Annotated in this window: 10 protein-coding genes; all 10 read right to left on the bottom strand. The window is 58.2% G+C overall.

The genetic code is table 11. From position 1 onward, the window contains the following. Positions 1 to 633, bottom strand: a 633-nt coding sequence (tssK, locus tag V0R60_RS25985) for a type VI secretion system baseplate subunit TssK (RefSeq protein ID WP_330143365.1), incomplete at its 3' end; no start/stop codon positions are given. A gap of 2 nt (positions 634 to 635) precedes the next feature. Beyond that, entirely contained in the window at positions 636 to 1,136 is a 501-nt protein-coding gene (tssJ, locus tag V0R60_RS25980) for a type VI secretion system lipoprotein TssJ (protein WP_136475558.1), read from the bottom strand. Between the two features lie 5 nt (positions 1,137 to 1,141). Continuing rightward, positions 1,142 to 2,329, bottom strand: coding sequence for a type VI secretion system-associated FHA domain protein TagH (tagH, locus tag V0R60_RS25975; protein ID WP_330080249.1), 1,188 nt, complete (start codon positions 2,327 to 2,329; stop codon positions 1,142 to 1,144). A gap of 17 nt (positions 2,330 to 2,346) precedes the next feature. Continuing rightward, positions 2,347 to 2,487: a type VI secretion protein gene (locus V0R60_RS25970; RefSeq protein WP_136475556.1), complete on the bottom strand. Its 141-nt coding sequence runs from the start codon at positions 2,485 to 2,487 to the stop codon at positions 2,347 to 2,349. 96 nt (positions 2,488 to 2,583) lie between these two features. Then, entirely contained in the window at positions 2,584 to 4,101 is a 1,518-nt protein-coding gene (locus V0R60_RS25965; RefSeq protein WP_330080250.1) for a sigma-54 interaction domain-containing protein, read from the bottom strand. Positions 4,102 to 4,111: 10 nt separating this feature from the next. Further along, the gene (gene tssH / locus V0R60_RS25960; RefSeq protein WP_330080251.1) at positions 4,112 to 6,733 is read right to left on the bottom strand and encodes a type VI secretion system ATPase TssH; all 2,622 of its coding nucleotides are present in this window, start codon (positions 6,731 to 6,733) and stop codon (positions 4,112 to 4,114) included. A gap of 11 nt (positions 6,734 to 6,744) precedes the next feature. Then, positions 6,745 to 7,752, bottom strand: a complete 1,008-nt coding sequence (tssG, locus tag V0R60_RS25955) for a type VI secretion system baseplate subunit TssG (protein WP_136475553.1) — start codon at positions 7,750 to 7,752, stop codon at positions 6,745 to 6,747. Beyond that, entirely contained in the window at positions 7,716 to 9,503 is a 1,788-nt protein-coding gene (gene tssF, locus V0R60_RS25950) for a type VI secretion system baseplate subunit TssF (protein ID WP_136478907.1), read from the bottom strand. The genes tssG and tssF overlap by 37 nt, the downstream gene beginning before the upstream one ends. 75 nt (positions 9,504 to 9,578) lie before the next feature. Beyond that, positions 9,579 to 9,986 carry a type VI secretion system baseplate subunit TssE gene (gene tssE / locus V0R60_RS25945; RefSeq protein ID WP_136475552.1) on the bottom strand — a complete coding sequence of 136 codons (408 nt, stop codon included), beginning with the start codon at positions 9,984 to 9,986 and terminating at the stop codon, positions 9,579 to 9,581. Between the two features lie 13 nt (positions 9,987 to 9,999). Then, on the bottom strand, positions 10,000 to 11,475 hold the full coding sequence (gene tssC, locus V0R60_RS25940; RefSeq protein ID WP_330080252.1) for a type VI secretion system contractile sheath large subunit: 1,476 nt from the start codon (positions 11,473 to 11,475) through the stop codon (positions 10,000 to 10,002).

Below are 11,475 nucleotides of genomic sequence, written 5' to 3'. Positions count from 1 at the left end.
GTGGCTAAGCATGCTGATCACTTCTTTCAAGCACGAAAGCAGATAGCCAGAGGCATGGATGTGGATGAAGGTTGGTACAAAGTCGGGGTCGAGGCTGATGACCCCATCGGGGGTGGTGTCGAGAATTTCGCAGAGCTTGAGCTTTACATAGGCCTGGTCGCTCTGCTGTTCGCCCAGCAACAGGCGAAAATCTGGTCGGCCACAGCAGATCTGGCTGCTAGAGGCGTCACCGGCGTTGGAGTCGGCTATTTGCACTTCGTAGGCGGTATAACGCGCCAACACGTCGGATTGTTCAGCACGACGGGACTCGATGTGGTTTCCGGTGACTAACGGCAACGCCAGGTATACCGAGGTCCTACCTGTGTTGGGCGGCACATCGAGGGCCAGCGCATTGGTGTTGCCATCGAGTTCGAACAAGCTGCCATCAGGCAGGATGCCGGCAGCCTGACTGATGACCAGCTTGCCCATGTCGAGAAAATGCAGGTCGATTTCCAAGCCAAGGAAACCCCAGGTGAAGCTACCCAGCAGTCGAGTGCGGGCCTTCATCTGATAGTCGTAATAACGATCGCTATGCTGCAAGTGCTGCGGTCGCAGCAGCATGCCTTCCTGCCAAATGACTTTATGCAAGTTCATGATTACTTATCCGCCTTGGCAAGTGGCGCACTGTGACTGCCGATACCGCGCTGATTGAGGAACAGATCGGCATAAGTCAGCGCCACCGGGTTTAGCGGAACCACATAACGCCATTGCGTTTCGGAGAGATCACGATAAGCCGCCAGCACGCCAACGTAGCGGCTGCCCTCGTCGACGCTGAGTTTGAGTTCAACAGTTTCTCCTGGACGCAGCTCAAGCTCTTCGCTGGCCACCAGGTCCGGCGCCAGGGACTCCTTGGCGCGCTCATAAAGGCTGAAGAAATCAGCGTTCTCGAATGCTACCGGGTGTTTGAGTTCGATCAGGCGTATCACGATCGGTGAGGGGCGGCCGTTAAGATCCGGATTGAGCTGATCGCTTGCAGTCAGCCTCAAGTTCAGCTTGGTCAGGGTCGAATACGGTGACAGCATCGAGCAGCCCGCCAGGGCCAGCAAGGTTGCCAGCACCGCCAGCGCTTTCAGTAACAGAGTCGAGCAGCGAGACATGCGCATCATCCTTGGTGTCCTGCGTGAAGGGTGGAAATCAGGCGGATCTGTTCCTCATAGGCCTTGGCGAAATCCCGAGCGAGCAGACGCTCGCTCCAGTCTTCGTCCTGACACAGGTCCTGGTGATAACGGTTGTATGCCCGCCAGTGGCTACCAGCAGTGACCAGTAACGGTTTGTTGCCGCGTTCGAAGCGCAGCTTCAGCTGTAGCGGCGAGAAGTGCTCGAGGCTACCCAGAAGTGCCGCGCGGCTGGCTGTCAGCAGCGCCACCTGGTGCGCCTGCAGTTCACGGTGAGCTTGAAAAATTGCTTGCTCGCCCGACAATTGCCCGGGGTTGTTGCCCATGAGCAGAATGCCCAGCACTTCACCGGAATCCGCGGCGGACTTGAGCGGGTTGGTGCTGCTGCCCTGCGCTGTGGTCAACGCCAGGCGCAGTTCGTTCTTCAGCTCGCTACGGGTGCGCAGACTCTGCTGTAGACCACCGATGCTCTGCTTGAGCAAGTGCGCTGCATTGATTGCCAAGGCTTCGCGGCTGTCATCATCGAGACCTTCGAGGTCCACACCCAGCGCAGTACCGAGATGCCCCCAGAAGCATTCTCGCGGGCGCTCCAGCGGAATCGGTTCAACGGTGGCGGGCACTTCAGGCTGCGCTATGAGTTGCGGAATCTGCAGGTTTTCCATCTCGATAAGCGCAGAGTCCGCCCGCTGTGGTGGCGTCTGAATGGGTATGTCCAGGGCTTGCAGATCGTTGATTTGCGCATACGCCCGCTCCTGATGGTCGAGGGCATTGAGCGGGTCGAGGAATTCATCATCAGGAATAACGCTGCCTGCTGCCTGAGGTCGGCCAATTTCAGTGGCAAAGGTGGCCGGATCCCGCACCAGCCGCGCGCGAATCTCGACGTCACCGAGAACAAAGACGCTGCCGTGCTCGATTCGCTGCGGCTCGCCCCTGCGTAGCCGCGCACCGTTTTCGCCGGACAAGGTGCCATTGCGACTGATATCGGTGAGAAAGAACGAACCGTAGCGGTAGCTGACAGTGGCATGATGATTTGACACGTGACGATCCTTGTCAGCGATGACCCAGTCACAGTCCTCGTTGCGCCCGATCACGCCTCCTGTATGTTTGAAGGTTTTGCTGCTCAACACCGAGGGTTTGCCCTGCTTGCCTTTGAGCATTTCGAAAACCAGATCCATAGTGGTGCTCCTTACCGTCACTTGCCGCGATTGACCGCTTGCGGATCACCCAATGGGCGATAGGTGTTGTCGTTGAATTTGTAACTGCCGCTACAACCGCCAAGGCTGCTGAGAAAAAACAACGCCAGCAGGACGGCTGGCCAGTGACGAACAGGCATCAGAAAGTCTCCAGAGAGAGGACAGACGCAGCACGACGGCGATTGCCGCCATTCCTGCGCAAAAGGAACGGTGATGATTGAGGAAGTCGTTGCACGCTAGTCATCGCAGTCGCCAAGATTGATGTTGAGTCGGCCAAGGCGGTACAACAGCGTGCGTCGGGGCAAACCTAACTCACGGGCCGCCTGGCTCTGATTGCCGTCGTTCCTGCGCAGGCAATCGAGCAGCAAATGGCGCTCGACCTTTTCCAGGCGGTCGCGCAAACTGAGGCCCTGTTTTTGCGCTGGCGGCTGCGCCCCCAAGGAAAAGTGTTCGGCCAGCAGCTCCCCGCCATCGCAGAGCAAAACTGCCCGCTCCACCAGGCCTTTAAGCTCACGAACGTTGCCCGGGAAGTGGTAACCGCACAGGTGATCGAGGGCACCCTGCGACCAACTCACCTGCTCACGTTGCAGGAAGGTGCAGGCCTTATCGGAGAAGTGCCGGGCCAGCGCAAGAACGTCACCTTCGCGCTCGCGCAAGGCCGGCAACTCAATCGGAAACTGCCCCAGGCGGTAATACAGGTCTTCGCGGAACTTGCCCTCGCTGACCAATACCGCCAGGTCGCGGTGGGTGGCGGCGATGATTCTCACGTCGATCTTATGGGTGTCATTGGAGCCCAACGGGCGGATCTCGCCCTCCTGCAATACGCGCAAGAGCTTGGCCTGCAGCGGCAGCGGCATATCACCCACTTCATCCAGCACCAGGGTGCCATGATTGGCCGTGTCGAACAGGCCCTGACGGTCACGGTCAGCACCGGTAAACGCGCCTTTTCGATAACCGAACAATTCACTCTCCAGAAGATGTTCTGGAAAGGCCGCACAGTTCTGCACGACAAAGGCCTTGGTATGGCGTGGACCATAATCATGGATCGCGCGCGCCACTACTTCCTTGCCTGTACCCGTCTCACCCTGCAGTAACACCGTGTAGGGGCTGTGCAACACCTTGCTGATCAGTTGGCAGGTCTCGCGCATCGCAGTGCTGTTGCCAATCAACCCATATCCACCGGTGCAAACTCGGGTGTCGGCTGCAGGTGTAGCGTGACCAGCCGGCAGTCTCAGACTCTGCAGCAGTGCCGACTGTGCCAGCACGAACGCTCCCAATTGTCCCAGGGAGTCGGCGAATCCTCTCAGGTCGACAAGTTGTCGGCTGGCACATAAAAGCAAGCCGCCAACGGTCTTCTTCGTGTTGAGCAGCGGCACACACAAGAATGACTGCCAGGGTTTACCCTTGGCGGGAAGAAAGCTGGTTTCATGCACGCTGTCGCTTAAACCCACCACGCTCACCACGCGGTTTTGACACAGTGCGAACTGCAACAGTTGCTCACCGTTGTAATCCGCCGGCAAGCTCGCTGTATCTGGAGGCGAAGGTATGGCGTCGAGGCATTCAGCGCTCAGATGCAGTCGCGTATGTGTGGCGTCCAGCACATACAGTTGAATCAGTTCGCAGTCGCTCAGCCCAGCTGCTCCGTACACGAACTCACGCAGCAGAGCACTGTCGCCTGTCGTTCGCGAAAGGCTGGCAAATTGCGCCAACAGCGCCTCGGCATAGACCAGCGGCTGAGCGATACGCGTGAACATAGCACCCACCTCAGGCAAACTCGCAGCTCACACTGGCGCTGCTATCGAGCGTGGCATGCACTCGCTGAAGACATTCACCACTGGCCATGGCGTCCAGCAGTCGGTCGGCCACCAGAGGTAGGACGTGCAGTTCCAGCAGGTGATCAATCAGGCGTGCGCCGCTGTCGCTCTGGGTGCAGCGCTCCGCCAAGTGGTCAACCAGGCCTTGGCAATAGCTGAACGCCAACTGGCGATGCTGCAAGCGCTGGCCCAGGCGCGCCAACTTGATCTCGATTAGCTCACGCAAGACCGGACCCTGCACCGGGTAGTACGGTACCACCCGCATCCGGGCCAACAGTGCGGGCTTGAAGTGCTTACTAAGGATCGGGCGAATGGCCTCCTCCAAGGCTTCGGCGCTTGGCCGAGCGCCATGCTCGCACAACGCATCGATACGCTCGCTGGCCAGGTTCGAGGTCATCAGGATCAGGGTATTGCGAAAATTGATCTCGCGCCCTTCTCCGTCGTTGGCGACGCCCTTGTCAAAGATCTGGTAAAACAGGTTGAGCACGTCCGGGTCGGCTTTCTCGACCTCGTCGAGTAACACCACAGAATAGGGTTTCTGGCGTACCGCCTCGGTAAGCATGCCGCCTTCACCGTAGCCGATGTAGCCAGGTGGCGCGCCGATCAGGCGCGACACCGTATGCTTCTCCTGGAACTCCGACATGTTGATGGTGGTGATGAAACGATCACCGCCGTACAGCAGATCGGCGAGGGCCAGGGCGGTTTCGGTTTTGCCAACCCCGCTCGGCCCCACCAAAAGGAACACCCCCACCGGGGCGTCCACCTGGTTGAGCCCGGCAGCGGTAGCTCGCATCGCGCGATCCAAGGCATGTACCGCCTGCTCCTGCCCGCGAATACGCTCTCGCAGGTCAGCGCCGAAATTCGCGGCCTTGGCGCTGTGCTCACGGGCCAGTTGCGACAACGGTACACCGGTCCAGGCGCTGACCACTTCAGCCACCAGACGTGGACACACCTCAAAGCTGACCAGACACGCTTGCGACTGGGCATCGTTCAAGGCGTGATAGGTTTGGTTGAGCGCGGTAGTCAGCGCTTCAATCCCTTGCGCGTCTCCCGCCTCTGTGTCCACGGCGTCGCCAATCGGTTCGATCGCTGCCCGCTCTCGAGCGTTGGCCAGGCGCCGGCGCAAATCGAGCAGGCGCTCAGCCAATACTCGCTGCTCTTGCCACAAGCGTTCCACGGCGTGTTGCTCGACTTCAGCTTCAAGCAGCCGGGCTTGCAGCGCGCTCAGCATCTCTTGGTCAATGACGAGCCCGGCGTCGGCGTCGCGGCACAGGGCCTGGAGTTGACGGCCACCTTCGGCGAGTTCTGTACGCAGAAGTTCCAGGCTCTGCGGCGCTGCCGCCAAGCTGATGCGCACCCGCGCGCAGGCGGTGTCGAGTACATCCACCGCTTTGTCCGGCAATTGCCGGCCGGCAAGGTAGCGCGCCGAAAGCTCGGCGGCGGCCACCACTGCATCGTCACGCAAGTAAATACCGTGGCTTTTCTCGTAGATCTGCGCCAGGCCACGTAGGATGGTTACCGCCTCGCCGACAGTCGGCTCATGCAACTGCACGGGTTGAAAGCGTCGGGCCAAGGCAGGGTCTTTCTCGAAGTACTTCTTGTACTCGGCCCAGGTTGTAGCGGCGATGGTGCGCAGCTCACCACGCGCCAGCGCGGGCTTGAGCAAATTGGCAGCATCAGAGCCACCGGCGTTGCCGCCGGCGCCGATCAGTGTGTGCGCCTCATCGATGAACAGAATGATCGACTTCGGCGAGGCCTTGACCTCGTCGATTACGCCCTTGAGCCGGCGCTCGAACTCACCCTTCACGCTGGCACCAGCCTGTAGCAGGCCCATGTCCAGCGCCAGCAATTCCACGCCCTTGAGCACCTGCGGTACTTCACCTGCAGCAATGCGTGAAGCCAGGCCTTCGACGACAGCGGTCTTGCCGACACCCGCTTCGCCCACCACGATGGGGTTGTTCTTGCGGCGTCGAGCAAGGATATCGACCATTTGGCGAATGGCATCATCACGGCACAGCACCGGATCGAGCGTGCCGTCACGAGCCTGTTGGGTCAGGTTATGAGTGAAACGCTGCAACAGCGAATCGCCAGGTACAGCTGACATGTCACAACCAGGCTGTTCTTTCTGCGACAGGGCATAGTCCTTCAGGCGCTCGATTTTGAGCTTGGCCAGTAACGGCTGGTAGCGGCTGCCGGCGTAGCGCATGGGGTTGCGCAGCAACGCAAGAATCAGCGCTGCCTGCTCGACCTGACTCTGACCCAATTCGAGATTGGCTACCAACAGCGCATCCTGTAGCCATTGAACCAGTTCCGGAGCGAAAACCGGGTTACGCGAGGCACTGTGTTCGGTCCGCGACTGCAGCACTGCGCCGAGCTCCCCGACGTCAACCTCTGCGTCCTGCAGTGCCCGTGCAAGAATGCCCTGTGGGCGCTCCAGCAATCCTAGCAACAAGTCTTCGACAAGGATCTTGCTACCACCACGGGCGACACAACGTTCGGCGCAACCTTCCAGGTCTCTGCGCGTGTCGGCGTCCAGCGCTTGAATGAGTTGCTGCAGGTCTACGTTAATCATGACATCTGTCCTTAATGAGTTTTGCTGCCCAGGGTGACCACACCGTCCGCACGTTCGCGGCCAAGCCAACTGGTCCAGCCGAGGCGACAGGCGTTGTGCTCGCCAATTCGCAGCTCGCGAATCTCTTCCTGGCGCAGAACCAGGCGAATGTCGTAATCCATGGGGTCGCGCAGGGTGAACCTGACCAACGCGCACAGGGGCTGGTAACCAAAACCGATGGGCAGGAATTCATGGAAGCGCTGCCAGTCAAGCTGACGGATATGGATGCGGAACTTGCCGCTGCGATCGCGCACCTGCTCACCCAGGACCAGGTCTTCATCCAGAAAGCTGTTGGCGCGGCCCATGCGGTTGCGTTGCTCTTGAAGGATGGCTACCCGGCGCTCGATACACTGCTCGATCACAAGGTCGGCATGCTTGAAGTAATAACGCAGCACGGCCTCGATCAACGCCGCGGAGTGGGCACGTAGGCTAAGCAAGCCCAGGTAGGGCAGCAGGCGCTTCCAGTTCAGCTCTTCGGCCTTGCGGATTTCTTCACCGCCCAATCCGATCAGGGCAAACAACTGCGCTGAGAACGGGTCAAGCGCGCCGCTGACGAAACGAGTGCTGTAGCGGTACTTGCTCCAGATTGGCAGCATCAACCGCTGCAGTCGGTGATGAAACAGATCGAGAAAAGTACGCGTCGGGTTGCCGTCTTCGCTATCACCCAGGGCCTGTTCACCGTAAAACGTTGGCAACGGCGAGCCGGAACCGAACAGGCCGATCAAGTTGAAGCGCAGACGTGCTCGCATCTGCCCGTTCTCTTCGAAGAACTCCACTCGATCGACATCACTGCCCGGGAATCCCAGGCTCGGATTGGCTTGAAACTCCAACTGATCGTAGAGATCTTCAGCGCTCAATTGCGGGTGGGCCTCGCGCAGCCGGTCCAGTACCAACAATACGGCCTGGAACAGTGAGTACTCGCGGATTATCCGGGTCAGCCCGCTCAAAGCAGGGGCTGAAGCCCCATACGTGGCGTCCATTGGTACACCTCTCCCTGTGTGCTTTTCACCCGCAACTCGTGATAGGAGTTGAGGCTGGCGTAGAGTGCAAAGAACTCATTGAGGACCGAGGCGAAGACGAACATGTCGCCTTCGCAGACATAGCCCTTCGGGTCGATCGTCAGTTCGGTGCGCAAACCACGCACAGGCAAACCTTTGTGTAGCCTGTCGACATGCTCATGGCGGATCGACTTGAGCCCCTCCAGCAGTCGCCTGCTGACTTTTTCCAGGTGTTGGTCGTAGTAGCGTGGCAAGTCGTAGGTTTCGAGAATTACCTTGAGGGCATCGACGTTTGCCAGCGACAGATAGTTGAGCGACATGTTGCTGATGAGCTTCCACAAGAAATCGCGATTCAAAGGCGGCGCGTAGCTTGAGGTGACTGGCGTGATGTTGCGAAAGCTGAGGAACTCAGGTGTTTGTTCACACGCCAGTCTGATGTCACCCAACTTGAGGCGCCGCGGCAGATTCTGGTTAGTGCAGATCAGCTCCATCGACAGCGTTTCATGGATGACGGTATTGCGAACACCGAAGCTCAGGTAGGTGTCCAGGCCGTCGTGCAGCATGGAAGGTCGCTGGCGGACGCTGTAGTGCGGACGACTGTGCGGTACGTCGAAGCTTGGATCATGTTCGAATGACTCAAACGGCACATAAGCCTGATAACCCTCTCCACCAGGCATCCAGCCGGTTACGGTCTCCACCGAAAATACACCGCAACTTTCCAGGTCGTATCCAGCGGGCAGCAGCAGGTACTCGTCTTGCTTGCCATCGAGACGGATCGGCAGCGCATCTTGTTTGAACAGGTTGACGATCGGGGTGCAGAACAGTTTCACGTTGTCCAACGTAGGCCGCAGACGCTGTATGCCGTCCTTGCAAATGTCGAAGCGTATCTCCAGGCCCTGAAGCTGCTTGAGTGTGTCCTGTGGCAACGCATTGAGTGCATCCAGGCCCGTCAGGTCGACGAACAGGAATTTGTCCTGGAAGGCGAAATACTCCTGTAGAAAGCGGTAGCCACGGAACGTGTTGAGTGGGTACGGAATCAACGCCTCCTCTTCGGCAAAACCCACCGGTTGCACACATTGACTGCGCAACGTAAATGACAGGTTCTTGCCACCCTCGCCCGTAAATGGCTTGCCATCGCTATCGAGCAGCACCAACTCGATACTTTCAAGGTTGCGCAGCAGGCTCAAGTAGAGTGTCTGGCTGATGTAACGATCACCCGCCAGATGCAGGCGCAGACGGCTCAGGTACAACTCACCAAGATGGCCTTCGCAACTCATTTCCAGGCGCAGGCTGAGCAGCGCACCATTGCCATTTACCGAGTAATTCAGCGCAGTTAGATCCAGGGGCAGAACCTCGGTGGGGTAACAGGTGCGAAACCGGCAATGCACCCCATCGATAGGTTCACTTTCGACCGGCGTATCACGCTCGACACGTTGAGCCGGCCCGCATTGTTTGAGTGGGTCGAACTGCAAAATGCTGAACGCTGGCAACGGCCGCATGTAGTTTGGCCACAGCAAATGCATCAACGAATGGCTCAATTCCGGGAGTTCATCATCGAGCTTCTGGCGAAGACGACCCGTGAGAAAAGCGAAGCCTTCGAGCAAGCGCTCCACATCCGGGTCTCGTCCAGCCTGGCCGAGAAAGGGTGCCAGTGCCGGGCTGCGCTCGGCAAAACGCCGACCTAACTGGCGTAACGCGGTGAGCTCGCTTTGATAGTAGTGATTGAAGGACACCGGGGCTCCCTGCGGTTCGTGTTCAAGACGGCTGCTAGCCATTGGCAACAGCCTTGCGGATCTGACTAAGTCGACTCAGCTGACCCTGACTTGCCCGCCACCATCGAGTCGTGCGGTGAAGTTGACCAGGCGCTTGAAGCCATCGACTTCCAGCAAACCCTCGATACTGAAGAACAGTCGAAGCTGATCGTGATCACGTGGCAACGGCATAACTCGTACATTGCTCAGTCGTGGCTCATAAGCTTCGATGAAATGTTCGATCGCGGATCGAGCCTGGCTCAGGGCATCATGCAGGCTCAAACGCATGTCATTGAGATCGGGCAGCCCGTAATCGGAAAGCGTTTGCACACTGCCCGCTCGAGTGCCGAGCATCTTGGAAAGATGGGCAGCCACCGAAGCCGTCGCGGACTCCTCGCAACTCCAACCAACTCGCTTTTGCGCTTCGCCACACAGGCGTTCGAAAAGGCTGCCGTATCCAGACATGCACTAACCCCGCTTACTCTTTGTCCAGCTTGCCAACCAGCGACAGGGTGAAATCGGCCCCCATGTATTTGAAGTGCGGGCGCACGTTCAAACTGACGCGATACCAACCTGGCTCACCTTCAACATCGCTGACAATAATTTCGGCCGCGCGCAGCGGGCGACGACCACGGACTTCGGCGCTAGGGTTTTCCTGGTCAGCGACGTACTGGCGGATCCACTTGTTGAGTTCCAGCTCAAGGTCGGTGCGTTCTTTCCAAGAACCCAACTGCTCGCGCTGGAGCACCTTCAAGTAGTGGGCCAGTCGATTGACGATCATCATGTAAGGCAACTGCGTGCCGAGTTTGTAATTCAACTCTGCAGTCTTGCCCTCAGCGCTGATTCCGAAAAACTTGGGCTTCTGCACCGAACTGGCAGAGAAGAATGCTGCGTTGTCGGAGCCTTTGCGCATGGTCAGGGAAATGAAACCTTCCTCAGCCAGTTCGTATTCACGACGGTCGGACACCAGGACTTCCGTAGGAATCTTGGTTTCGATTTCACCCATGCTCTCGAAATGGTGCAACGGCAAGTCTTCAACTGCACCACCGCTCTGCGGACCGATGATGTTCGGGCACCAACGGAACTTGGAGAAGCTATCGGTCAATTTGCTGCCAAACGCATAGGCCGTATTACCCCACAGGTAATGCTCGTGGCTGTTGGCAACGGTTTCCTTGTAGACGAAGGATTTGACCGGGTTATCTTCGGGATCGTACGGATTGCGTAGCAAGAATCGCGGTACGGTCAAGCCGATGTAGCGTGAGTCTTCGGATTGGCGAAAGCTTTGCCATTTTGCGAACTGCGGTCCTTCGAAGTGATCTTTCAGATCCTTGAGGTCCGGCAGTCCGGTAAAGCTTTCAAGGCCAAAGAACTTCGGCCCCGCAGCAGCGATGAATGGGGCGTGGGACATGCAAGCGACGCTTGAGACATATAGCATCAGCTTCACATCAGGTGAGCTGGGCGACATGAAGTAGTTGGATATGATCGCGCCAACCGGCTGACCACCGAACTGACCGTACTCGGCTGTATAAACGTGCTTGTACAGACCGGCCTGCATGACTTCCGGGGAGTCTTCAAAGTCATCCAGCAAGTCCTGCTTGGACACGTTGAGAATTTCGATCTTGATGTTTTCACGAAAGTTGGTGCGATCAACCAACAGTTGCAACCCACGCCACGCGGACTCCAGCGCCTGGAAGTCTTGATGATGGAGGATTTCGTCCATCTGCAGGCTCAGCTTTGCATCGATCTCGGCGATCATCCGATCTACCATCGCCTTCTTGACCGGCTCGCCGCTATTGTGTGGTTTGAGCAGCTCTTCGATAAAAGCTGACACGCCACGTTTGGCAATGTCGTAAGCCTCGTCATCCGGTGTCAGGCGGGTCTCGGCGATGATGCTGTCGAGGATGCTGTACTCGCTATTCTCGTTGCCTTTTTGCTGTGTTGCGCTGGTGCTCAT

This window comes from Pseudomonas auratipiscis, from assembly GCF_036324085.1.
Classification (GTDB): domain Bacteria; phylum Pseudomonadota; class Gammaproteobacteria; order Pseudomonadales; family Pseudomonadaceae; genus Aquipseudomonas; species Aquipseudomonas auratipiscis.
This window is presented reverse-complemented; position numbering and strand designations above follow the sequence as displayed.

Coding starts and splice junctions, on each gene's coding strand:
- tssJ (WP_136475558.1), bottom strand. CDS start 1,136: ATGTCTCGCTGCTCGACTCTGTTACTGAAAGCGCTGGCGGTGCTGGCA.
- tagH (WP_330080249.1), bottom strand. CDS start 2,329: ATGGATCTGGTTTTCGAAATGCTCAAAGGCAAGCAGGGCAAACCCTCG.
- V0R60_RS25970 (WP_136475556.1), bottom strand. CDS start 2,487: ATGCCTGTTCGTCACTGGCCAGCCGTCCTGCTGGCGTTGTTTTTTCTC.
- V0R60_RS25965 (WP_330080250.1), bottom strand. CDS start 4,101: ATGTTCACGCGTATCGCTCAGCCGCTGGTCTATGCCGAGGCGCTGTTG.
- tssH (WP_330080251.1), bottom strand. CDS start 6,733: ATGATTAACGTAGACCTGCAGCAACTCATTCAAGCGCTGGACGCCGAC.
- tssG (WP_136475553.1), bottom strand. CDS start 7,752: ATGGACGCCACGTATGGGGCTTCAGCCCCTGCTTTGAGCGGGCTGACC.
- tssE (WP_136475552.1), bottom strand. CDS start 9,986: ATGTCTGGATACGGCAGCCTTTTCGAACGCCTGTGTGGCGAAGCGCAA.
- tssC (WP_330080252.1), bottom strand. CDS start 11,475: ATGAGCACCAGCGCAACACAGCAAAAAGGCAACGAGAATAGCGAGTAC.